The sequence below is a fragment of the Achromobacter sp. RW408 genome (assembly GCF_003184165.1).
In the GTDB taxonomy this organism is placed as follows: Bacteria; Pseudomonadota; Gammaproteobacteria; order Burkholderiales; family Burkholderiaceae_B; genus Achromobacter; species Achromobacter xylosoxidans.
Genome location: NZ_QHHO01000049.1, coordinates 351913 through 373816, shown reverse-complemented (window position 1 = coordinate 373816; position 21904 = coordinate 351913). Strand labels below are relative to the sequence as shown.

At 66.7% G+C, this 21904-nt stretch carries 22 protein-coding genes; 17 read left to right on the top strand and 5 right to left on the bottom strand.

What is annotated here, in order from left to right; translation table 11 throughout:
• Positions 1-16: 16 nt before the first annotated feature.
• A complete protein-coding gene (locus DK459_RS21220) occupies positions 17-586 on the bottom strand; it encodes a phosphonate degradation HD-domain oxygenase (protein ID WP_070542937.1) in 570 nt (189 codons plus the stop codon).
• Positions 587-638: 52 nt separating this feature from the next.
• On the bottom strand, positions 639-1502 hold the full coding sequence (locus DK459_RS21215) for a LysR family transcriptional regulator (RefSeq protein WP_006388352.1): 864 nt from the start codon (positions 1500-1502) through the stop codon (positions 639-641).
• 160 nt (positions 1503-1662) lie between these two features.
• Here DK459_RS21215 and DK459_RS21210 point away from each other — a divergent pair, with 160 nt between their 5' ends.
• From DK459_RS21210 to DK459_RS21190, 5 genes are all read left to right on the top strand, one after another.
• Entirely contained in the window at positions 1663-2793 is a 1131-nt protein-coding gene (locus tag DK459_RS21210) for a putative 2-aminoethylphosphonate ABC transporter ATP-binding protein (protein ID WP_110135042.1), read from the top strand.
• 28 nt (positions 2794-2821) lie between these two features.
• Positions 2822-4564, top strand: coding sequence for a putative 2-aminoethylphosphonate ABC transporter permease subunit (locus tag DK459_RS21205; RefSeq protein ID WP_047992283.1), 1743 nt, complete (start codon positions 2822-2824; stop codon positions 4562-4564).
• Positions 4565-4591: 27 nt separating this feature from the next.
• On the top strand, positions 4592-5413 hold the full coding sequence (gene phnX / locus DK459_RS21200) for a phosphonoacetaldehyde hydrolase (RefSeq protein WP_024068218.1): 822 nt from the start codon (positions 4592-4594) through the stop codon (positions 5411-5413).
• A gap of 114 nt (positions 5414-5527) precedes the next feature.
• On the top strand, positions 5528-6550 hold the full coding sequence (locus DK459_RS21195) for a putative 2-aminoethylphosphonate ABC transporter substrate-binding protein (protein WP_070542940.1): 1023 nt from the start codon (positions 5528-5530) through the stop codon (positions 6548-6550).
• A gap of 87 nt (positions 6551-6637) precedes the next feature.
• Positions 6638-7768, top strand: coding sequence for a TIGR03364 family FAD-dependent oxidoreductase (locus tag DK459_RS21190; RefSeq protein WP_070542942.1), 1131 nt, complete (start codon positions 6638-6640; stop codon positions 7766-7768).
• A 66-nt stretch (positions 7769-7834) separates the two neighbouring features.
• Here the strand turns inward: DK459_RS21190 and DK459_RS21185 are convergent, their stop codons facing one another.
• The 3 genes from DK459_RS21185 to DK459_RS21175 all read right to left on the bottom strand — a co-directional run bounded on the left by DK459_RS21185 (position 7835) and on the right by DK459_RS21175 (position 11611).
• Entirely contained in the window at positions 7835-8983 is a 1149-nt protein-coding gene (locus DK459_RS21185) for an aromatic ring-hydroxylating dioxygenase subunit alpha (protein ID WP_024068221.1), read from the bottom strand.
• 431 nt (positions 8984-9414) lie between these two features.
• Complete coding sequence (locus DK459_RS21180) at positions 9415-10425, bottom strand: acyltransferase (RefSeq protein WP_024068222.1); 1011 nt, start codon at positions 10423-10425, stop codon at positions 9415-9417.
• Positions 10426-10642: 217 nt separating this feature from the next.
• Complete coding sequence (locus DK459_RS21175) at positions 10643-11611, bottom strand: tripartite tricarboxylate transporter substrate binding protein (protein ID WP_006388361.1); 969 nt, start codon at positions 11609-11611, stop codon at positions 10643-10645.
• A gap of 93 nt (positions 11612-11704) precedes the next feature.
• Between DK459_RS21175 and DK459_RS21170 the strand changes: the two genes are divergently transcribed.
• The 12 genes from DK459_RS21170 to DK459_RS21115 all read left to right on the top strand — a co-directional run bounded on the left by DK459_RS21170 (position 11705) and on the right by DK459_RS21115 (position 21850).
• Positions 11705-12559: an IclR family transcriptional regulator gene (locus DK459_RS21170; protein WP_006388362.1), complete on the top strand. Its 855-nt coding sequence runs from the start codon at positions 11705-11707 to the stop codon at positions 12557-12559.
• A gap of 82 nt (positions 12560-12641) precedes the next feature.
• On the top strand, positions 12642-12908 hold the full coding sequence (locus DK459_RS21165; protein WP_006388363.1) for an exodeoxyribonuclease VII small subunit: 267 nt from the start codon (positions 12642-12644) through the stop codon (positions 12906-12908).
• Between the two features lie 7 nt (positions 12909-12915).
• Entirely contained in the window at positions 12916-13827 is a 912-nt protein-coding gene (locus tag DK459_RS21160; protein WP_006388364.1) for a polyprenyl synthetase family protein, read from the top strand.
• Between the two features lie 53 nt (positions 13828-13880).
• The gene (dxs, locus tag DK459_RS21155) at positions 13881-15743 is read left to right on the top strand and encodes a 1-deoxy-D-xylulose-5-phosphate synthase (RefSeq protein WP_006388365.1); all 1863 of its coding nucleotides are present in this window, start codon (positions 13881-13883) and stop codon (positions 15741-15743) included.
• Between the two features lie 190 nt (positions 15744-15933).
• Positions 15934-16731 (top strand): GTP cyclohydrolase FolE2, encoded by a 798-nt coding sequence (folE2, locus tag DK459_RS21150; RefSeq protein WP_006388366.1) that lies wholly within the window; start codon positions 15934-15936, stop codon positions 16729-16731.
• Between the two features lie 7 nt (positions 16732-16738).
• Complete coding sequence (locus tag DK459_RS21145; RefSeq protein WP_054448341.1) at positions 16739-17653, top strand: DUF817 domain-containing protein; 915 nt, start codon at positions 16739-16741, stop codon at positions 17651-17653.
• Between the two features lie 234 nt (positions 17654-17887).
• Positions 17888-18262, top strand: a complete 375-nt coding sequence (gene rpsF / locus DK459_RS21140; protein ID WP_020924524.1) for a 30S ribosomal protein S6 — start codon at positions 17888-17890, stop codon at positions 18260-18262.
• Positions 18263-18313: 51 nt separating this feature from the next.
• The gene (priB, locus tag DK459_RS21135) at positions 18314-18637 is read left to right on the top strand and encodes a primosomal replication protein N (protein ID WP_006388369.1); all 324 of its coding nucleotides are present in this window, start codon (positions 18314-18316) and stop codon (positions 18635-18637) included.
• Positions 18638-18742: 105 nt separating this feature from the next.
• Positions 18743-19015: a 30S ribosomal protein S18 gene (rpsR, locus tag DK459_RS21130; protein WP_006218308.1), complete on the top strand. Its 273-nt coding sequence runs from the start codon at positions 18743-18745 to the stop codon at positions 19013-19015.
• 14 nt (positions 19016-19029) lie between these two features.
• Positions 19030-19485: a 50S ribosomal protein L9 gene (rplI, locus tag DK459_RS21125; protein ID WP_006388370.1), complete on the top strand. Its 456-nt coding sequence runs from the start codon at positions 19030-19032 to the stop codon at positions 19483-19485.
• A gap of 146 nt (positions 19486-19631) precedes the next feature.
• The gene (locus tag DK459_RS21120; protein ID WP_006388371.1) at positions 19632-20471 is read left to right on the top strand and encodes an RIO1 family regulatory kinase/ATPase; all 840 of its coding nucleotides are present in this window, start codon (positions 19632-19634) and stop codon (positions 20469-20471) included.
• On the top strand, positions 20468-21850 hold the full coding sequence (locus DK459_RS21115) for a replicative DNA helicase (protein ID WP_006388372.1): 1383 nt from the start codon (positions 20468-20470) through the stop codon (positions 21848-21850). The genes DK459_RS21120 and DK459_RS21115 overlap by 4 nt, the downstream gene beginning before the upstream one ends.
• Positions 21851-21904 lie beyond the last annotated feature (54 nt).

Here is a 21904-nt window from a genome sequence, read left to right as displayed (position 1 = left end):
GGCGCGGGTGGCGGCCTTACCAGACCGCCGCCAGCTTGACCCGTCCGGAGACGCTTTCGGCGATCTCCAGGAAGTGGTCCAGCGGCGGCGTGGCCAGCCCCGGCACCTTGGCCATGTCGTCCCAGCGCCTCAGGCGGATCGCATCCGGCGCGCCCGGCATGCTGGCGAAATCCACCGCCTGGCACGCATCGAAGCTGCCCCCCTGAAGCGCCAGGCTGCGCTTCGAATCCTCCGAAAGCGACGCTTCATACTGCGGCTCCACGTAGCAGAGGTAGCGCTTGGCCTCCACGTGCAGCCGGATCGGGTCCAGCACCGCCGAGCTGAACAGCCCGCGCAGGAACGGCAGCACGAAATACTGGTGCTTGTCGTCGATGCCGCGCAGCGTGGGCGTGTCGGGATGGTCGGCGATCAGGTGCCCGAGGTCGTGCAGCAGGCAGGCGGTGATCAATTGGGCGTTGGCGCCATTGCGTTCGGCCAGCGTCGCGGTCTGCAACGCATGCCGCAGATGGCTGACGGATTCGCCATGATAGGAACGGTGCCCACGTTCCAGGAAAAGCTGTTCGATGTCCTGCAGGGTCAAGGCCATGATTGTCTCCTGAGTGGCCGCAAGGGGAAGAGGCGGGCAGTGATCCCTGGGATCAGCCGGCTGCCGGCGCCATCTCCAGAAAGCGCGCGATGAGTTGCACCGGTTGGCGCTCGCGCAGGCAGTACAGGTATTCATGCATCACGACGTCGGCACCCTCGATGTCCAGGGCCGCCAGTTCCGGATGGGACGGAATTTCACGCGAGGGAATCAGGCTGATGCCCAGTTCGCACAGGATGGCTTGGCGGATCGATTCGCGGCTGCCGATTTCCAGCGTGCGCTTGACCGTCACGCCAGCCGCCTGCAGCGCCTCTTCGGTCAGCTGGCGCGTCATCGATCCGGGTTCGCGCAGCAGCAGCGCGTGATCGGCCAGGTCCGCCAGCGCCACCTTGCCGCGCCGCGCCAGCGGGTGGCCGCGGTGCGTCACCACGCGGATCGGGTCGGCCGCGATCATGCGGCGGTACAAATGCTTGTCATCCATCAGAAACGAGGACGTGGCAATCTCGATGCGATAGTCGTGCAGCGCCTGCAGCATGCTCTGCGAGTTGCCGATGGCCACGGTCAGGTCGATGCCGGGGTAGAGCTGGTTGTAGCGGCGCACCGTGTCCATGATGTAGTACGGCCCGGTGGCGCCGATGCGCAGGTTGCCCTCGCGCAGGTCGCTGGCGTCGCGCAGCCGGAAATCGATCTCGGTTTCCTGCTGCACCAGCTTTTCGACCATCGGCATCAGGCTGTGTCCGGCATCCGACAGTCGCATGCCGCGGCCCTGGCGGTGGAACAGCTCGACGCCATAGCGCGATTCCAACTGGCGCAGTTGCCCCGTCACCGTGGGTTGGCTGACGCCCAACTGGGCCGCGGCCTTGGTGACGGTGCCGCAGCGAGCCACGGCATAGAAGGATTTGAGTTCGGCGACGAGCACGTTGGGCAGGGCCTGTAAACGGATGAATTGGTGGACGGATTGCGCAAGACCGCCAGTACACCAAAATAATTTGATGTTTTTATTACTGCATTTGCGCGAAGTGTCATAAACACTCAATACGCGCCTTCCATACTGCCTTCGTTCCCAGACCGGAGGCCCCATGGCCCAACAGCTCCAACGCGATACCAATACTGTTCCGACCGGCGCCGCGCCGCCGCACGGAGCGCCGCGCGGGGGCTTTCTTTCGGTCAGCAATCTCGTCAAGCGCTTCGGCAGCCATACGGCGCTGTCGGATGTGTCGCTGGATATTCGCGCTGGCGAACTGGTGTGCCTGCTGGGTCCGTCGGGTTGCGGCAAGACCACGCTGCTGCGCGCCATCGCCGGGCTCGAGCGCCAGGCCAGCGGCACCATTTTGCTGTCGGGCCGGGATATCTCCCATGCCGAGCCGCAGGAGCGCGACTACGGCATCCTGTTCCAGTCTTATGCGCTGTTTCCCAACCTGACCGTGGCCCAGAACGTGGCCTACGGTTTGAGCGGCAAGCGCGCCCATCGCAAGCACGTGGCCGACCGGGTCGAGGAAATGCTGACGCTGGTGGGCCTGGCCGGCGCCTCTCATAAATATCCGGGACAGATCTCCGGGGGCCAGCAGCAGCGCGTCGCCCTGGCCCGCGCGCTGGCGCCGTCGCCGTCCCTGTTGCTGCTGGACGAGCCGATGTCGGCGCTGGACGCCCGCGTGCGCGAACACCTGCGCATCGAATTGCGCGCGCTGCAGAAGCGCCTGTCGATCACCACGCTGATGGTGACGCACGACCAGGAAGAAGCGATGGTCATGGCCGACCGCATCGCCGTCATGAACGGCGGCGTCATCGAGCAGTTCGGCACCCCGCGCGAACTGTATCGCCAGCCTGGCTCGGCCTTCATCGCCGATTTCGTCGGCGAGGCCAACTGGCTGCCGTTCGAGCGCATCGACGCGCACCGCGCCCGCGTCGGCCGCCAGGAACTGGCGGTGGACGAGGCGCTGGAGCGCAACGTCGGCAAGCTGTTCGTGCGGCCCGAGGCGGTGCGCGTGAGCGTGGCGCGTCCGGAGCAGCCCAACACCATGCTGGCCGACGTGCTCGATGGCGTGTTCCTGGGCCGCGGCTACCGCCTGGCGCTGCGCCTGGAAGGCGTGCCCGGCGCCACCGTGCATTCGATCGTGTCCCCCGAAACCGGAGACGCCCTGCTGGGCCCTCACGCCGCCAGCCGCTGCTGGGTGGAGCTGCCGCGCCATGCGATTCGCGCCTACGCTTGATCCGGCTTCGAGCCGCGCACCCGCCGCCATGTCCGCGCCCGCCGACACGTCCGTCGCCCCCGTTTCTGCGTCACTGGGCCGCCGGCCGCTGCCCGCCTGGGTCGGGGCCTTCGGACTGACGCTGGGGCAGGGCGCCCTGGCGCTGGGCCTGGCGCTGTTCCTGGCCCTGCCGCTGGTGGCCATCCTGGCCAAATCGGTCACCGACGCCAATGGCGACTGGGCCGGCCTGTCGGTGGTGCTGGGCATCATCGGCGCCGACGGTTTCCTGGGCATGGTCGGGCGCAGCCTGACGGTGGGCGTGGTCACCATGATGCTGGTGGTGCCCTGCGCCTACGCCTTCGCCTATGCCCTGACGCGCAGCCGCATTCCCGGCAAGGGCCTGCTGCGCACCATCGCGCTGCTGCCGCTGCTGGCGCCGTCGCTGCTGCCGGGGATCGCGCTGGTCTACCTGCTGGGCAACCAGGGCTTGCTGAAAGGCCTGTCCGGCGGCGCCACCATCTATGGTTTCTGGGGCATCGTGGTGGGCGAGGCGTTCTACACCTTCCCGCACGCGCTGATGATCCTGCTGACCGGCCTGACGCTGGCCGATGGACGCCTCTATGACGCGGCGCGCGCGATGGGCGCGGGGCCACTGCGCACCTTCATGACGGTGACGCTGCCCGGCACGCGTTATGCCGTGTTCTCGGCCTGCTGCGTGGTGTTCACGCTGACCGTGACCGACTTCGGCGTGCCCAAGGTGGTGGGCGGCGACTACAACGTGCTGGCGATGGAAGCCTACAAGGCGGTGGTCGGCCAGCAGAACTTCCCCAAGGGCGCCGCCATCGGCATCCTGCTGCTGTTGCCGGCGCTGCTGACCTTCGTGCTCGACCGCCGCCTGCGGGCGCGCCAGGGCGCCCAGCTGAGCGGCCGCGCCCAGCCCTATGCGGCCGGCGCCAACCGCCGGCGCGACGCGGCCTTCCTGTTGCTGGCGGGCGCCATGGCCGGGTTCCTGCTGCTGATCATCGGCGTGGCGGTGTGGGCCTCGTTCGTGAAGATGTGGCCCTACAACCTGTCGCTGTCGCTGCGTTCGTACGACTTCGACAACATGGATGGCGGCGGCTGGCTGGCCTGGCGCAACAGCCTGGAACTGGCTTTCTGCACCGCGCTGATCGGCACGGTGGTGGTGTTCCTGGGCGCCTGGATGATGGAAAAGGTGCCGGCCCGCAGCGCCTCGGCGCGAGGCCTGCGCGGCGTGCTGGGCATGCTGGCGCTGATGCCGATGGCCGTGCCCGGCCTGGTGCTGGGCCTGGGCTACATCTTCTTCTTCAACGGCGCCGCCAATCCGCTCAATGTGCTGTACGGCACCATGCCGCTGCTGGTGCTGTGCACGGTGGTGCACTTCTACACCAGCGCGCACCTGACGGCCGCCACCGCGCTGAACGCGCTGGACCCGGAGTTCGAGGCCGCCTCGGCCTCGCTCAAGGTGCCGCGCATGACCACCTTCCTGCGCGTGACGCTGCCGATGTGCCTGCCGGCCGCGCTCGACGTCGCCCGCTACCTGTTCGTTTCCGCCATGACCACCGTGTCGGCCGTGGTGTTCCTGTACAGCCCGTCCACGGTGCTGGCCGCCGTCGCGGTGCTGAACATGGATGACGCCGGTTTCATCGGCCCGGCCGCCGCCATGTGCACCGTGATCATGGCTAGCTCGGCGGTCGCGGCGCTGCTGCTGCACCTGGCCAGCCGCGCCCTGGTGGCGCGCAGCCAGGCCTGGCGCCGGCCCGCGGCCCTTTGATTTGAATATTCTGCAAGGAAGACCCTCATGACTGTTTCGCCTCTGCCCGTCCGCCTGGAAGCGGTGATTTTCGATTGGGCCGGCACGCTGGTCGACTTCGGTTCGTTCGCCCCGACCAAGGTGTTCGTCGACGCCTTCGCCGAGTTCGGCATGGACGTCACGCTGGAACAGGCCCGCGGCCCGATGGGCGTGGGCAAGTGGGATCACATCCGCGCGCTGTGCGACGAGCCCGCCATCGCCAACCAGTACCAGGCCCGGTTCGGCCGCCTGCCGACCGACGACGACGTCACCGCCATCTACGAACGCTTCCTGCCGATGCAGCTGGACAAGGTGGCGCAGTACTCGGCCGCCATCCCCGGCGCGGCCGAGCTGCTGCGCGCGTTGCGCCAGCGCGGCCTGAAGATCGGCTCGTGCTCCGGCTACCCCGACAGCGTGATGCGCCGGGTGGTGGAACGCGCCGCCGGCGAAGGCCTGCAGCCCGATTGCATCGTCGCCAGCGACGATGTGCCGCGCGCCCGCCCGGCGCCGGCCATGGCGCTCAAGAACGTGGTGGAGCTGGGCCTGACGGACGTGGCCGGCTGCATCAAGGTCGACGACACCGCCCCCGGCATCGAGGAAGGCCGCCGCGCCGGCATGTGGACCGTCGGCCTGCTGCTGTCGGGCAATGCGGCCGGCCTGACGCTGGACGAATACCTGAGTCTGGACGACAACGGCCGCCAGGCGGCCCGCGAACGCGCCGGCCGCGAACTGTCCGGCGCCGCGCCGCACTACCTGATCGACACCGTGGCCGACCTGCCCGGCGTGATTGCCGATATCGAATCCCGCCTGGCGGCGGGCCAACGCCCCTGAGGCCGCCGGCGCCGGGATCCTGACCCAACCTCTTTTCGCAACGCACCGCGGCGGGCATGGGCCGGCCGCGGCGACCCGACTCACCCTTTTTCCGCCCACCCACGGAGTACCTTCATGAAACGCTTCACGCTGCTTGCCCTGGCCGCCGCTTTCGCCAGCATCACCGGCGCCGCTTCCGCCCAGACCACGCTGACCGTCTACACGGCGCTGGAAGCCGACCAGATCAAGGCTTACCAGGCCGCCTTCGAAAAGGCCAACCCCGACATCAAGATCCAGTGGGTGCGCGACTCCACGGGCATCATCACCGCCAAGCTGCTGGCCGAAAAGGGCAACCCCAAGGCCGACGTGATCTGGGGCCTGGCCGGCACCTCGCTGGGCCTGATGGACAAGGAAGGCATGCTGCAGCCCTACGCCCCCAAGGGCCTGGACCAGATCGCCGCCAACATGCGCGATGCCAAGGCCGAACCCACCTGGGTCGGCATGGACGGCTTTGCCGCCGCCATCTGCTTTAACACCGTCGAAGCCGAAAAGCAGAAATTGCCCAAGCCCGAATCGTGGCAGGACCTGACCAAGCCGGTCTACGCCGGCAAGATCGTCATGCCGAACCCGGCCTCGTCGGGCACGGGCTTCCTGGACGTCAGCGCCTGGCTGCAGATCTTCGGCGAAGAAAAGGGCTGGGCCTACATGGACGCCCTGCACAAGAACATCGGTTCGTACACGCACTCGGGCTCCAAGCCGTGCAACATGGCGGCCGCCGGCGAATTCCCGATCGGCGTGTCGTTCGACTACCGCGCCGCCAAGCTCAAGGCCGACGGCGCGCCGGTCGAAGCCGTGTTCCCGTCGGAAGGCCTGGGCTGGGAAGTCGAAGCCACCGCCATCGTCAAGGGCACCAAGAACCTGGAAGCCGCGCGCAAGCTGGCCGACTTCTCGGCCAGCCGCGAGGCCAACGAGCTGTACAAGGCCAACTTCGCGGTGCTGGCGATTCCCTCGATCGCCACGTCCAACCCCAACCTGCCGGCCGACCTGACCAAGCGCATGATCAAGAACGACTTCGTCTGGGCCGCCACCAACCGCGACCGCATCATCGCCGAATGGACCCGCCGCTACGACGGCAAGTCCGAGCCCAAGAAGAAGTAATCGGGCCACCGCGGCGGCCACGCCGCCGCGGCAGGGCAGGCGCCCGGGCGGGCGCTTCCCGTGCAACCTTTCTGCCTCATTCTCCAAATGAAAAAATTCGACGTAGTCGTGGTCGGCGCCGGCATGCTCGGCATCGCCCATGCCTGGGCCGCCGGCAAGCGCGGCCTGTCGGTGGCCGTGATCGAACGCAGCCGCCAGGCGCATGGCGCCACCATCCGCAATTTCGGCCAGGTGATCGTCACCGGCCAGGCCCCCGGCATGATGCTGTCGCACGCCCAACAGGCGCGCGAGCTGTGGCTGGACCTGGCATCCCAGGCCGGCTTCCATGTGCGCGCCAACGGCGCGCTGGTGCTGGCGCGCGACGCCGGCGAGGCCGACGTGCTGGACGAATTCGCCCGGACCCGCCTGCAACAGGAAGGCTATCGCGCCGAGCTGCTGTCGGGCCGTGAGGTGGCAAAGCTGTATGACGGCCAGTTGGCGCACCACTGCGCCGCGCTGCGCGGGCTGGACGACCTGCAGATCTATTCGCGCGAGGCCTTGCCGGCCATCACGCGTTACCTGGCCGAATCGCTGGGCGTCGAATTCGTCACCGGCACCCTGGCGCGCGCCGTCGAGCAAGGGCAGGTCGCGACCACCGCGGGCGACTTCACCGGTGCGCACGTCTTCGTCTGCCCCGGCCACGACTATCTGACGCTGCTGCCCGAACGGTTCGCGCCGCTGAACCTGGAAGTGACGCGCCTCCAAATGTTGCGCGCGGCTTTCGAGACGCGTCCCATGGCGCTGGACCGCCCGCTGCTCACTGGCCTGTCCTGCGTGCACTACGGCGCCTTCTCGGACCTGCCGTCGGCGTTGGCGCTGCGCGAGCAGATCCAGGCGCGCACGCCGATGCTGCTGGAAAACGGCATCCACCTGCTGATCAGCCCCACGCCCTATGGCGAACTGATCATCGGCGATTCGCACCGCTACGGCCAGGATGCCTTCCCGTTCAACGACGAGGCCATCGACAACGCCATGCTGGACCTGGCGTCGCAGGCGCTGGGGGCGCGGCTGCGGGTGCTGGAGCGCTGGCAGGGCGTCTATGGCACGCATGGGCCGGCGCCGTTCTCGGTGATGCCGGTGGACGCCGCCACCACGGTCGCGGTGATGCACTCGGGCGTGGGCATGACGGTCGGGCTGGCGATCGGGGAGCGCACAGTCGCCGCCGCCCTCGGCCGCTGAACTGCCGCCCCGGCAAAAAGAAAGGGCTCGCGATCGCGAGCCCTTTTGCGTTGGCGGAGCGTGTCCTCAGAGCCGCTCCTGCATGATGCGGCGGTACCACTCGTGGAAGTGCTGCATGCCGTCTTCCATCGGCGACTGGTAGGGACCGGTCTCGTTCACGCCGCGCAACATCAGGGCCTTGCGGCCGGCGTCCATGCGCTCGGCGATCTCGTCGTCCTCGATCGCCGTTTCCATGTAGGCCGCGCGCTGCGCCTCGACGAACTCGCGCTCGAAGGCGGCGATTTCCTCGGGGTAGTAGAACTCGACCACGTTGACGGTTTCCTGCGGGCTCTTTGGATACAGCGTCGACAGCACCAGCACGTGCGGATACAGCTCGATCATGTGGGTCGGGAAATACGTGACCCAGACCGCGCCGAAATCGGGCGCGTCGCCGTCGCGGAACGACAGCAGGCGATCGTGCCATTGCTTGTAGACGTCCGAACCCGGCTGGGCCAGCGCGTTGTGCACGCCGACCTTCTGCAGGCTGTACCAGTCGTTGAACTCCCAGGTCAGGTCGTCGCACGTGACGAAGCGGCCCAGGCCGGGGTGGAACGGGCCGACGTGGTAGTCCTCCAGGTACACCTCGATGAAGGTCTTCCAGTTGTAGTTGCACTGGTGCACTTCGACGTGGTCCAGCACGTAATCGCCGAAGTCGAACTCGGGCCGCGCGAACAGCGGCGCCATGTCGGCGGCCGGGTCGCGCGGGCCTTCGAACAGCAGGCCATGGCAATCACGCAGCCGGAACTTCTGCAGGTTCATGCACGGCGTGGTCTCGAACTGCGGCGCGCCCAGCAGCTCGCCCTGGTTGTTGTAGGTCCAGCGGTGCAGCGGGCAGACGATGTTGCCGCCGGTGGCCTTGAGGCTGCCGTGCGAATTGCAGTGGCCGGTGACGTCGCCGGCCTGGCCGCCCAGCATCAATGCCTGGCGGTGGCGGCAGACATTTGAGATGAGTTCAACGCCCTGCTGGTTGCGAACCAGCACGCGCCCTCCATTTTCCTGGGCCAAGGTGCGCCAATCCCCGACCTCGGGCACCAGCTTCTGGTGGCCGACGTACAGCGAGGATTGCTTGAAAATGAGTTCTTGCTCGCGGGCAAAGAGGGCTTCGTCAAAATAAGCACTGACGGGTAGCTGGGTGCGAGCTGGCACAACATGTGCCATCCGACCGATGTCGGTCATGATTCCCTCCGCTCGGATGAATATTTCCCCCAACGCCGCGCCCACTGTGTACTACGTACCAGCTGGGCTGACCTGCCCTCAAATGGGGGCCTCTTTCTGGGGCGGCCCGGCGTTAAAAAGCCAGGACGGCTTGAGCTTCGTCACATCCCCTGCCGCTGTTGCGACATTGTTGCGTCGCTGTTGCTTCACCACTGCTGCTTCACTATTGCGCGTTTGCGCGCTGTCGTGTTTTGCAATCGCGGTATGCAAGAGGGGTGGCTAAATCCGTTCTGGCGCGAAGAAAAATCGGTGTCTGGCCGATCAAGTAAGCCGTCAATTGTACCCCAACCCTTTTCCCCACGCCCGTGAAGATCGGTGAAGCTTAGTGAAGATCCGGCCGCGCTGGTTTGACCGCGCGCAAAACCTGAATAACCTTGCGCATCGTAGGTTTTTCAGACCAGCCTGCGGGTGGCGGGATGGCGCCGCAGCAACCAGCTGCTGGCGGCGGACAAGGCGAACACCGCCAGGGTCAACAGCGGCACGACCCAGGCGTCGCGGCGCGCGCCGCTGATGGCGCCGGCCCGGTGCGCCACATCCAGGAACACCGGATGGATCAGGTAGACCCCGAAGGTCAGCGGAGCCAGCGACGCCAATCGTGGCAGCCGCGGCGACGAGACGATGAACTGGAATGCCGCCAGCGACATGAACGGCACGGTCAGGCTGAAGTAGTCGTAGAAATAGGTGTTCAACGTTCGGTTGCTGGACATGGTGTACACGCCCAGGGCCGTGGCCGCCACGCTCGCGGCCAGCACCAGGGCCGGCCGTGGCACGCGCAGCTCGCCGTCGAAGATCTGGCGCCCGGCGACGAAATAGCCCAGGTAGGGCAGGAACCAGGTCAGGAAGAAACCGGGTTGCGCGCCGAGGGCGCGGCGATAGAGCGCATCGAGGATGGCCAGGCCCAGGATGCCCACCACCCACAGCGAACGCGAGCGCGGGCTGCTGCGCGCATACAGCAGCCGCACCAGCGGCGCGAACAGGTACAGCCCCACGATCATGTAGAGATACCAGAGGTGGTAGTAGGGTTCCCCTTGGGCGACCTTGCGCGGCCAGAAGGAGAAATCGACGTGGCCGTCGTCCCACCAGTCCAGGCCGGTGCGCCAGGCCAGGTAGAACAGGCTCCAGAACACCAGCGGCGTCAGGATCCGCGTCGCCCGCTTGCTGTAGAAGCGGCGCGCGTCCTGCGGTTTGTCGGGATCGAGCAGCAGGGCGCCGCTGACCATCACGAACACCGGCACGCACCAGCGCGCCGCCGAATCGTAGAGATTGGCGGCCAGCCAGGCGCCATTGCCAAACGCCGCCGGTTCGCTGACGATCAGGGCGGCGCTGTGCAGCAGCACCACCGCCGCGGCGGCAAGCCAGCGGGCGGCATCCAGTCGGGCGTAGCGGTCATCGGTCAAAGGCATCGGACTCCCGGAGACAAGTGAGGCGGGGGAGGGCGCGGCGGCCGTCCTCGCTTTTCACCTTAGCAGCCGGGGCGGCGCGGGTACTGTATCCAGGGGTTAGGTTGCGCATGAAAAACCGACAGGGCCGCGCGGGCGCTGTCGGTCTAGGGGCGCCCTGGGCGCAGGTTCGCGGACGTTGCGGGTCCGTGAACCTTTTGTCACGAAACGGCGGTGGCCGTCATTGCAGGACGATATTGGCCTGCTTGATCAGTTGCGACACGATGGGCTGCTCGTTCCTGATCTGCCGGGCCAATTCCGACGGGCTGCCGGAACGCGGGTCGATGCCCATCTCTAGCATGCGCTTTTTCACGGCTTCGTCCTTGAGCGTATCTGCCAGGGCCGCCTGCAGCTTTTCCAGCACCGGGGCCGGCGTGCCCTTGGGCGCCACGAAGCTGAACCAGGCGGTCATGTCGAAGCCCGCGTAGCCCTGCTCGGCCAGGGTCGGCAGTTTCGATTCGGTGGCCAGGCGGTTGGGGCTGGTGATGGCGAACACCTTGACCTTGCCGGCCTCGGCCTGCGGCATGCCGGTGGCGACCATGTCGAAGAACAGGTCGACGTCGCCGCTGATCAGCGCCGGCAGGGCCTGGGTCGCGCCCTTGAACGGCACGTGCAGGATGTCGATGCCGGCGCGTTCCTTGAACAGTTCGCCCGCCAAGTGCGACGAGGTGCCGGCGCCGAAGGTGGCAAAGGTCAGCTTGCCCGGATTCTGCTTGGCGTACGCGACCACGTCCGCCGTGCTGTTGAACGGCCGCTTGGGGCTGGACAGCAGCACCAGCGGGCCCACGCCGACCATGCCGATCGGCGCGAAACCGTCGGGATCGTAGGGCAGTTCCTTATACAGGTAGCGGTTGGTCACCAGGGTGGAGTTGGTGGCCATCAGGATGGTGTAGCCGTCCGGCGCCTCGCGCGCGACGAAGGCGGCGCCGATCGAGGTGCCGGCGCCCGCCTTGTTCTCGACGATCATGGGCTGTCCCAGCGTCTTGGCCATGCGCTCGGCCAGCACCCGGGTCAGTACGTCGGTGGCGCCGCCGGCCGGGAACGGCGATACGACCTTGATCGGACGCGACGGATAGGAATCGGCCTGGGCGCCCAGCGCGGCGACGCTGAGCAGTAAACCCGCCAGGAATGGATAGCGCTTGCGAATCATGTTTTCCCCTTGAAATCGCGTGTGTGTTAAATTCCGAATATTGGAATTTAGTTTTGTTATTCGAAATAAACTATAAAAACGAAGCGAATAGAAATGCAATCTTTTTCTGACCCCAAGCGCATTCCCCATCCCGCCGCCAAGCCCGACCAGAAGCTTGAATTGAGCGCGCCGGCGCGCCGCAAGCGGGCGGGGGCCGTGGGCGAGGGGCCGGTATCACCGGATTTCATCACCGCGCTGGCGCGCGGGCTGGAGGTGCTGCGCTGTTTCCGGCCCGGCGTGGCGGCGCTGGGCAACCTGGATCTGGCCCGCCTGACCGGCCTGCCCAAGCCCACCATCAGCCGCATTACCTACACCCTCACCGAACTGGGCTACCTGCGCTATCACCCCGATACCGGCAAGTACTCGCCCGGCTACGGCGTGCTGGCGCTGGGTTTCGGCCTGCTGGCCGGACTGGAGGTGCGCGAGTTGGCCAAGGCCTCGATGACCGATCTGGCGCGCGAGACTGGCGGCGCGGTGGCGCTGGGGGCGTTCGACGGCGATGCCATGACCTACGTCGAGGCCATCCACGGTTCGTCCGCCCTGTACCTGCGGCTGCCGGTCGGCTACCGCGCCAGCCTCGACAGCGCCATGGGCCGCGCCTATCTCGCCAGCCTGCCGGCGGCCGCCTGTGCCGACGTGCTGGAACGGCTGGGGCCGGCGGCGCCGGCGCCTGCCGCCATCGAGCGCGCCCGCGCCGAACTGCGCGACACCGGCTGCTGCTTCGCGATCGGCGAGTGGCAGTCCGGCATCAACGCGGTCGCCGTGCCCTTCGTGTCGATAACGGGCGAGGGGGTGTTCGTCATGAGCTGCGGCGGGCCGGAAGGCTTGTTGCCCGAAGCCGGCCTGCGCACCCATGTGGCGCCGGCGCTGCGGGCCGCGATCGCGGGGTTGGCGGGGGCTTGCGCCTGAGACCGCGGGCGCATCGGGATGTGTCCTTGGTATCTCGTACAATTCACGGATTGATCCACCCCTAGCGCCCTCGGAGACCCGTTTGGCCAAACCCGCACAAGCCGATCCGCAGACCGACGACCGTCCCTTGCCCCAGGATTTCGAAACGGCCCTGGCCGAACTCGAATCGCTGGTCGCGGCCATGGAAGACGGTTCGCTGCCGCTCGAGCAATCGCTGGCCGCGTACCGTCGCGGCGTGGCGTTGACGCGCGTCTGCCAGGACCGCCTGGCCCAGGCCGAACAGCAGGTCAAGGTCCTCGAGGGCGACCTGCTGCGCCCGCTGGATCCGGCGGCGCTGGATGACGAATAAGAATCGGATGAAGCAAATACAACTCGCTTTCCCGGAGTGGCTGCAGGGCCGCGTGCGGCATGTCGAAGACGTGCTCGACGACCTCCTGCCGCCTGCCGACGCCGTGCCCGCCCGCCTGCACGAAGCCATGCGTTACGCCGTGCTCGGCGGCGGCAAGCGGGTGCGCGCCGCGCTGGTCTACGCCGCCGGCCAGGCCTGCCCGGTCAGCGGCAGCGTGCTGGCCGTCGAGGCCTCCCTGGACCGCGCCGCCGCGGCGGTGGAACTGATCCACGCCTACTCGCTGGTGCACGACGACCTGCCCTGCATGGACGACGACGTTCTGCGCCGCGGCCGTCCCACCACCCACGTGCAGTTCGACGAAGCCACCGCCATGCTGGCTGGCGACGCGCTGCAGCCGCTGGCCTTCGAATTGCTGGCCTCCATGCCGATCGCCCCGGCGCTGATCGTGCAGGCCACGCAGTCGCTGGCGCGCGCCGCGGGCAGCCAGGGCATGGCCGGCGGCCAGGCCATAGACCTGTTCAGCGTCGGCCGTTCGCTGTCGCGCGACGACCTGCAACTGATGCACAGCATGAAGACCGGCGCCATGCTGGCCTGCAGCGTGGCGCTGGGCGGCATCGTCGCCGGCGCCAGCTCGGCTTCGCGCCAGGCGCTGGACGTCTATGCGCAGGCCATGGGGCTGGCGTTCCAGGTGGTGGATGACATCCTCGACGTGACCGCCGATTCCGCCAGCCTGGGCAAGACGCCGGGCAAGGACGCTGCCGAAAACAAGCCGACCTACGTTTCGCTGCTGGGCCTGGACGAGGCCCGCGCCTTTGCCGGCGAGCTGCGCGAAGCCGCGCTGGCCGCGCTCGAGCCGTTGGGCGATGCCGGTTCGCGCCTGGCCGAACTGGCCGATTTCATCGTCCTTCGAGATCGCTGAACCGTGACCCGTCCGGGCTGGCCGCAGGCCGGGCATACGAACCCCATACAAGCATGACGACAGAATTACTGGACCGCATCCAATCCCCGGCAGACCTCAAGCGCCTGGATCGTCGCGAGCTCAAGCGGCTGGCCGACGAGTTGCGCGGCTTCGTGCTGGAGTCGGTCTCCAAGACCGGCGGCCACCTGTCGTCGAACCTGGGCACGGTGGAACTGACGCTGGCGCTGCACCAGGTCTTCGATACGCCGCATGACCGCATCGTCTGGGACGTGGGCCACCAATCCTACCCGCACAAGATCCTCACCGGACGCCGCGCCGGCATGGCCAAGCTGCGCCAGGTGGGCGGCATTTCGGGCTTTCCCAAGCGCAGCGAATCCGAGTACGACGCCTTCGGCACCGCGCATTCGTCCACTTCGATCTCGGCCGCGCTGGGCATGGCGGTGGCCTCGCGCAACGCCGGCGTGCAGCGCCAGCACATCGCCGTGATCGGCGACGGCGCGATGTCCGCCGGCATGGCCTTCGAGGCCATGAACAATGCCGGCGTCACCGCCGACATCAACCTGCTGGTGATCCTGAACGACAACGACATGTCGATCTCGCCGCCGGTGGGGGCGCTGAACCGCTACCTGGCGCGCCTGATGTCCGGACGCTTCTACGCCGCCGCCAAGAACGTCGGCCGCGCCGTGCTGCAACACGTGCCGCCGGTGCTGGAGCTGGCGCGCCGCTTCGAGGAACATGCCAAGGGCATGGTCACGCCGGCCACGCTGTTCGAGGAATTCGGCTTCAACTACGTCGGCCCGATCGACGGCCACGACCTCGATGCGCTGGTGCCGACGCTGCAGAACCTGAAGGCGCTGCAAGGGCTGCAGTTCCTGCACGTGGTCACCAAGAAAGGGCAGGGCTACAAGCTGGCCGAGGCCGACCCGGTGCTGTACCACGGCCCGGGCAAGTTCGATCCCGCCGTCGGCATCCAGCAATCCAAGGCGCCCGGCAAGCGCACCTTCACCCAGGTGTTCAGCGACTGGCTCTGCGACATGGGCCAGCAGGATCCGCGCCTGGTGGCTGTCACGCCCGCCATGCGCGAAGGCAGCGGTCTGGTCGAATTCGAGAAGCGCTTCCCGCAACGCTACTTCGACGTCGGCATCGCCGAGCAGCACGCCGTGACGTTCGCCGCCGGCGTCGCCTGCGAAGCGCAGAAGCCGGTGCTGGCGATCTACTCGACCTTCCTGCAGCGCGGTTACGACCAGTTGATCCACGACGTGGCGCTGCAGAACCTGGACGTCACCTTCGCGCTCGACCGCGCCGGCATCGTCGGCGCCGACGGCGCCACCCACGCCGGCAACTACGACACCGCCTTCCTGCGCTGCGTGCCAAACATGGTGGTGGCCACGCCCTCGGACGAAAACGAAACCCGCCTGCTGCTGTCCACCTGTTATCAGTATCCCGGCCCGGCCTCGGTGCGCTATCCGCGCGGCGCGGGCTGCGGCGCGGCCGAGACGGCCGGCCTGGATACGGTCGAGCTGGGCCGCGGCGTGGTGCGGCGCGAAGGCCGCAAGATCGCCATCCTCGGCTTCGGCACGCTGCTGCAGCCTGCGCTGGCGGTGGCCGAAAAGCTGGATGCCACCGTGGCCGACATGCGCTTCGTCAAGCCGATCGACCGCGCGCTGATCCTCGACTTGGCCAGCCGCCACGACGCGCTGGTGACGATCGAGGACGCCGCGATCATGGGCGGCGCTGGCAGCGCGGTGCTGGAGGTGCTGGCCGCCGAAGGCGTCTCGATTCCGGTGCTGCAACTGGGCTTCCCCGACGAATTCATCGACCACGGCGATCAGTTGGCGCTGCTGGCCGGGATCGGCCTGGATGCCGCGGGCATCGAGCAATCGATCCGGACCCGCTACGCCGCGCTGCTGGCCTGATTGCGCGCACCCACGGACCGGCCCGGTGGTTTGGTCCGTGTGGCGAAACAGTGTGTTCCGGCCCCGACAGCCTACGAATGAAAGGGTTTTCCCTGGCGCTGGCGGCACTTTGGGCGATAATGGCCCCCTCTTAAAGATTCCTGGGTCTGCGTGTTTACGCCACGCTCGTCGCCCAGACAGGTAAGCCGAAATGAATTCTCCGATCGACCCCGCCATCGTGATGCCCGACGTCCAGAGCTCGACGGACACGCGGCACATCCCGATCCAGCGCGTGGGCATCCGTGGCGTGCGCCACCCCATGCTCATCGAGAACGCCGACGGTTCGCCCCAGGGCACCGTGGCCAACTGGACCCTGACGGTGGCGCTGCCCCCCGAAGAAAAAGGGACGCACATGTCCCGCTTCGTGGCGCTGCTGGAAAAGTACCGCAGCACTCCCATGACGCCGACGCTGTTCCGCGCCATGGCGGCCGACATGCTGCCGCTGCTGCATGCCGAGCGCGGCGACATCACCGCGGCTTTCCCGTACTTCATCAACAAGTCGGCGCCGATCTCCGGCGTGCAGAGCCTGCTGGACTACGAAGTGCAGTGGATCGCCCGCGCCCAGGGCGACCAGGTTGAGTTCGAGCTGGTGGTGCAGGTGCCGGTGACCAGCCTGTGCCCGTGTTCCAAGGCCATCTCCGAATACGGCGCGCACAACCAGCGCTCGCACGTGACGGTCTCGGCCATCCTGGAATCCGACATCAGCATGGACGGCGTCATCCGCCTGATCGAAGACGAAGGCTCGTGTGAGCTCTGGGGCCTGCTCAAGCGCCCCGACGAGAAGTACGTCACCGAACGCGCCTACGACAACCCCAAGTTCGTCGAGGACCTGGTGCGCGACGTGGCGGCCCGCCTGAACGCGCATCCCGGCATCGCGCGCTACCGCGTCGAGGCCGAGAACTTCGAATCGATCCACAACCACTCGGCCTACGCCGTGGTGGAAGGCTGAGTCCTCCGTGCGGCATCCGGCGGCCAATGACTGGCCGCTCATCGCGAGACTGCAGGGGTGGGAAGCGCGGCTGGCCGATCATCTGGCCGGCCGCGGTCGTTTGGGCGTCGCCTTCTACGAGTTCTTCCGCTTCGGCGTGAAGCAGGCCTGGGCCTGCCTGTTCGGCGGCCTGATGTGCGCGCTGCTGCTGGGCACGCACTGGTGGTATCCCAAGGACGCCTGGCTGGCGCGCTACGATTTCCTGACGCTGGCGGCCCTGGCGATCCAGGCGGCGCTGCTGGCCCTGCGCATGGAAACCTGGAGCGAGGCCAAGGTCATCCTGATGTTCCATGTGGTCGGCACCGGCATGGAACTGTTCAAGACGGCGGCCGGTTCCTGGATCTACCCCGAGGCGAGCGTGCTGCGCATCGGCGGCGTGCCGCTCTTCACCGGCTTCATGTATGCCGCGGTCGGCAGCTATCTGGCGCGGGTCTGGCGCCTGTTCGACTTCCGCTTCCGCGCCCATCCGTCGCTGGCCGCGACCGTGGCGCTGTCGGTACTGATCTACGTGAATTTCTTCGCCCATCATTTCATCGTGGATTTCCGGCTGGCGCTATTCGGCCTGACGGCGCTGCTGTTCGCCCGCACCTGGGTCTATTTCCGCATCTGGCGCGACTACCGCCGCATGCCGTTGCTGCTGGGCTTCGTGCTGGTGGCGCTGTTCATCTGGTTCGCCGAGAACATCGGCACCTTTGCCAACGCCTGGCGCTATCCCAACCAGTCGCAAGGCTGGGAACTGGTATCCATTGCCAAGCTGGGCTCGTGGTTCCTGCTCATGATCATCAGCTACGTGATGGTCAGCCTGGTCAGCCGGCCGCAGCCGATCGGTGTGGCGGCTGCGCCGCATCCCGTGGGACCGGATAACGCGTCCCCGATTTCCTGAGCGCCGCTGGCTTGCGCCCAGTAGCCCGATCGGCGATAATCGAGAGCTTTCTTGCTCGACCGCCCATGTTTTTTGGGTAGCGGGCTGCCCCTTGCAAGCCATACGCCTCGAAGAAAAAGACCAGTGATAGAGAAAGCACTGGAAAGCCGGAACGGATCGCGAACACGATGTGCGCGCGGACTGATGACGGTGTCGGGCGGACGGCAGGCAAGACATCCTCAAGGAGTTTTACTCATGCGTCACTACGAAGTGGTGTTTATCGTTCACCCCGACCAAAGCGAGCAAGTGCCCGCCATGGTCGAGCGTTACCAAGCGCTGGTCACGGGCCAAGGCGGCTCGGTGCACCGCCTGGAAGACTGGGGCCGCCGTCAACTGGCCTACCCGATCCAGAAGCTCGTCAAGGCTCACTACGTCTGCCTGAACATCGAGTGCGGCCAAGCCACGCTGGATGAGCTGGAACACTCGTTCCGCTACAACGACGCCGTGCTGCGCCACCTGGTCATCAAGACCAAGAAGGCCCAGACCGCTCCCTCGATCATGATGAAGTCGGTCGAGCGCGAAGAAGCCCGCAAGGCTTCGGCGGAAGCTGTCGCGGCTCAGGCCGAGTAAGCAGGGCTCAGGCAGAGCCCATCCCATGAAGTCCCCTTGGTGCCTGGCAGGATGAACAAGCTGGAACTCAGCGCCCGCGTTCTCGAATGCGAGCCTTTGCGCCACACTCCCGCCGGTCTGCCAGCCCTGGAAATGGTGCTGGCGCACGAATCCGAGGTCATCGAAGCCGGCCATCCGCGCCGTGTCGAACTGACGATCTCGGCCGTGGCACTGGGCGATCTGGCGTTGCTGTTGCAAGGAACGGCGCTGGGGTCCGAATTGCAGGTGCAGGGGTTTCTGGCCCCGGTGCGCAAGGACTCCGTGAAGTTCAAGCTGCATCTGCAGCAGGCGCGCAGGATCAGCGGCAGCGCAGGACGCGATCCGCTGGTGGCTTGACGGGAAGGGCAACGGGCGCGAGAGCGCCTTCTGAATACGGATAGGTTACGGGGAGTCGGGCCCGATCAAGGCAGACCCGGTCCTCTCAAACATAAGGCACATATCATGGCTTTCTTCGGAAAACGCAAGGAAAAACGCAAATTCACGCAGCAGAACCCGCTCTTCAAGCGTCGTAAGTTCTGCCGCTTCACCGCCGCTGGCGTCGAAGAGATCGACTACAAGGATCTGGACACCCTGCGCGACTTCGTGCAAGAAAACGGCAAGATCATCCCGGCTCGCCTGACCGGCACCAAGGCAATCTACCAGCGCCAGCTGGACACCGCCATCAAGCGCGCGCGCTTCCTGGCCCTGTTGCCTTACACCGACAACCACAACTAATCCGGGGCACTGAAATGCAAGTTATTCTGCTCGAAAAAGTCGTCAACCTGGGTAACCTCGGCGAAGTCGTCCGCGTGCGTGATGGCTACGCCCGCAACTTCCTGATTCCCCAGAAGAAGGCCCGTCGCGCAACCGACGCCGCCCTGAAGGAATTCGAAGCCCGCCGCGCCGAACTGGAAAAGATCCAGGCCGAGAAGCTGGCCGCCGCCCAGGCCCTGGGCGAGCGCGTCAACGGCTACCAACTGAAGATCGTCCAGAAGGCTGGCGTCGACGGCCGTCTGTTCGGCTCGGTCACCAACGCCGACATCGCCGAAGGTCTGAAGAAGGCCGGTTTCGAAGGCATCGAAAAGGCCCAGGTGCGCATGCCCAACGGCCAGCTCAAGGCCATCGGCGAGTTCCCGATCCAGGTCGCCCTGCACGCCGACGTGACCGTCGACGTCACGGTGCTGGTCGAAGGCGAACTGTCGTAAGCCTCGCCCCGCGGTAGAAAAAAAGCCGGCCCGCGCGCCGGCTTTTTTTCTTTGCGGCTTGTGTTCCGTCGCGGTACCCGCCGCCATTTGCGTGTAGTCTTGCGGGCTGCACGCTTGTCTCCCACGCCGTTTCCTTCGAGGACCTCTTGACCCAGCCGCCCGTCCACCACAACGCCCCCGCCGGATTGCGAGCCTGGCTCGACAGCCTGGACGCCGAGCGCGAGCCGTCGGTGCGCGATGCGACCATCGATGGGGTGCGCTGCATCGTCAAGCGCCGGCGCCCGGGACTGGCGAGCGGCGTGAGCTACGTGTTGCGCTATGCGCGCGCGTTGTTCCTTGGGCTGGGGTGCAAGCTGTTCCTGGGCGAATTCCCGCGGCCCGGCATCCTGTTGCGCAACGGCCTGGAGCACGAGGCCCGGCGCCTGAAGCAATTGCTGCAGGCCGGCTGCCGCGTGCCCGAGGTCTGGTGGCAGGAAGAGGGGCTGCTGGTGCTGGAGTTCGTCGGCGACGACCTGGCCGACCTGATCCGCAACGAAGACACCACCTCGCGCCTGTGGCTGACGCGGGCGGCCGCGACCGACCTGGCCGCCTTCCACGCCCGTGGGCTGTGGCATGGCGGCGCCCAGATCCGCAACATCACCTTGCAGGATGGCGAATTGTGGCGCATCGACTTCGAGGAAAACATCGGTTCGACGCTGTCGCGGCCACTGGCGCAAGCCTATGATCTGTTCCAGATGCTGGCGTCGCTGGCATCGTTGCGCAAGTTGCCCGACGAGGTCGGCCGCACCCTGGGTAAACTGGCGCTGGAAGTCTATTTCGAGTGCAATCCCGATCCCGAGGTCAAGGCGCGCCTGCGCCGCCTGACCCGGGTGCTTTCCTTCATCGCCACGCCGTTGCGCCCGCTCCTGGGCCGGTTGCCGTCGCGCGATGTGCAGGGTTTCTTCCGCGTCGCGGATATCCTGCAGCCGTTACTATTGAAGCCATGAACACACCTGCCGATTCCCAGCTCGAATACCTGCGCGTTCCTCCCCATTCGATCGAGGCGGAGCAGTCGGTGCTGGGTGGCCTGCTGCTGGACAACGCAGCCTGGGACCGTATTGCCGACGTGCTGGTCGAAGAGGACTTCTACCGCCACGACCACCGGCTGATCTGGCACCACATCGCCCGCCTGATCGGCCTGGCGCGTCCGGCCGACGTCATCACGGTGCATGAATCGCTGGTCAGCGCGGGCAAGGCCGAGGACGCCGGCGGCCTGGCCTACCTGAACGCGCTGGCGCACAACACGCCGTCGGCCGCCAACATCCGCCGCTATGGCGAAATCGTGCGCGAGCGCGCCATGCTGCGCAAGCTGGTGTCGATCGCCGACGAGATCTCCTCGGCCGCCATGAATCCGCAGGGCAAGGAAGCGCGCCAACTGCTGGACGAGGCCGAGTCCAAGGTGTTCCAGATTGCCCAGGAAGGCGCGCGCGGCGCCGCCGGCTTCCAGGAAATCCAGCCGCTGCTCACGCAGGTGGTCGAACGCATCGACGAGCTCTATCACCGCGAAAGCACTTCTGATGTGACCGGCGTGCCCACCGGTTTCACCGATCTCGACAAGATGACCTCGGGCATGCAGGGCGGCGACCTGATCATCGTGGCCGGCCGCCCGTCCATGGGCAAGACCTCGTTCTCGATGAACATCGGCGAACACGTGGCCATCGAAGAGGGCCTGCCGGTGGCGGTATTCTCGATGGAAATGGGCGCGGTGCAGCTGGCCATGCGTATGCTGGGTTCGGTCGGCCTGCTCGACCAGCACCGCATGCGGACCGGCAAGCTGATTGCCGAGGACTGGCCGCGCGTGACCCACGCGGTGCAATTGATGCAGGACGCGCAGGTCTACATCGATGAATCGCCCGCGCTCAGCCCGATGGAAGTGCGCGCCCGCGCGCGCCGCCTGGCGCGCCAGTGCGGCCAGCTCGGCCTGATCATCATCGACTACCTGCAACTGATGTCGGGCAACGGTTCGGGCGAGAACCGCGCCACCGAGGTGTCGGAAATCAGCCGTTCGCTCAAGGGCCTGGCCAAGGAACTGAACTGTCCGCTGATCGCGCTGTCGCAGCTGAACCGAAGCCTGGAACAGCGTCCCAACAAGCGCCCCGTGATGAGCGACCTGCGCGAATCGGGCGCCATCGAACAGGACGCGGACGTGATCCTGTTCATCTACCGCGACGAAGTCTACAACCCCGATTCGCCGGACAAGGGCACCGCCGAGATCATCATCGGCAAGCAGCGTAACGGCCCGATCGGCACGGTGCGCCTGACCTTCCAGGGTTCGAGCACGCGCTTCCTGAACTTCTCCGGCGCGCAGCCCCGCGACATGTACTGAGCGCCCGGCGCCCAGCCCCAAAAAAAACCGCGCCCGAGCGCGGTTTTTTCATGC

Coding starts and splice junctions, on each gene's coding strand:
- DK459_RS21220 (WP_070542937.1), bottom strand. CDS start 586: ATGGCCTTGACCCTGCAGGACATCGAACAGCTTTTCCTGGAACGTGGG.
- DK459_RS21175 (WP_006388361.1), bottom strand. CDS start 11,611: ATGATTCGCAAGCGCTATCCATTCCTGGCGGGTTTACTGCTCAGCGTC.
- DK459_RS21195 (WP_070542940.1), top strand. CDS start 5,528: ATGAAACGCTTCACGCTGCTTGCCCTGGCCGCCGCTTTCGCCAGCATC.
- DK459_RS21205 (WP_047992283.1), top strand. CDS start 2,822: ATGTCCGCGCCCGCCGACACGTCCGTCGCCCCCGTTTCTGCGTCACTG.
- DK459_RS21210 (WP_110135042.1), top strand. CDS start 1,663: ATGGCCCAACAGCTCCAACGCGATACCAATACTGTTCCGACCGGCGCC.
- DK459_RS21180 (WP_024068222.1), bottom strand. CDS start 10,425: ATGCCTTTGACCGATGACCGCTACGCCCGACTGGATGCCGCCCGCTGG.
- rpsF (WP_020924524.1), top strand. CDS start 17,888: ATGCGTCACTACGAAGTGGTGTTTATCGTTCACCCCGACCAAAGCGAG.
- rpsR (WP_006218308.1), top strand. CDS start 18,743: ATGGCTTTCTTCGGAAAACGCAAGGAAAAACGCAAATTCACGCAGCAG.
- DK459_RS21170 (WP_006388362.1), top strand. CDS start 11,705: ATGCAATCTTTTTCTGACCCCAAGCGCATTCCCCATCCCGCCGCCAAG.
- DK459_RS21160 (WP_006388364.1), top strand. CDS start 12,916: ATGAAGCAAATACAACTCGCTTTCCCGGAGTGGCTGCAGGGCCGCGTG.
- rplI (WP_006388370.1), top strand. CDS start 19,030: ATGCAAGTTATTCTGCTCGAAAAAGTCGTCAACCTGGGTAACCTCGGC.
- DK459_RS21190 (WP_070542942.1), top strand. CDS start 6,638: ATGAAAAAATTCGACGTAGTCGTGGTCGGCGCCGGCATGCTCGGCATC.
- DK459_RS21115 (WP_006388372.1), top strand. CDS start 20,468: ATGAACACACCTGCCGATTCCCAGCTCGAATACCTGCGCGTTCCTCCC.
- priB (WP_006388369.1), top strand. CDS start 18,314: ATGAACAAGCTGGAACTCAGCGCCCGCGTTCTCGAATGCGAGCCTTTG.
- DK459_RS21185 (WP_024068221.1), bottom strand. CDS start 8,983: ATGACCGACATCGGTCGGATGGCACATGTTGTGCCAGCTCGCACCCAG.
- folE2 (WP_006388366.1), top strand. CDS start 15,934: ATGAATTCTCCGATCGACCCCGCCATCGTGATGCCCGACGTCCAGAGC.
- phnX (WP_024068218.1), top strand. CDS start 4,592: ATGACTGTTTCGCCTCTGCCCGTCCGCCTGGAAGCGGTGATTTTCGAT.
- dxs (WP_006388365.1), top strand. CDS start 13,881: ATGACGACAGAATTACTGGACCGCATCCAATCCCCGGCAGACCTCAAG.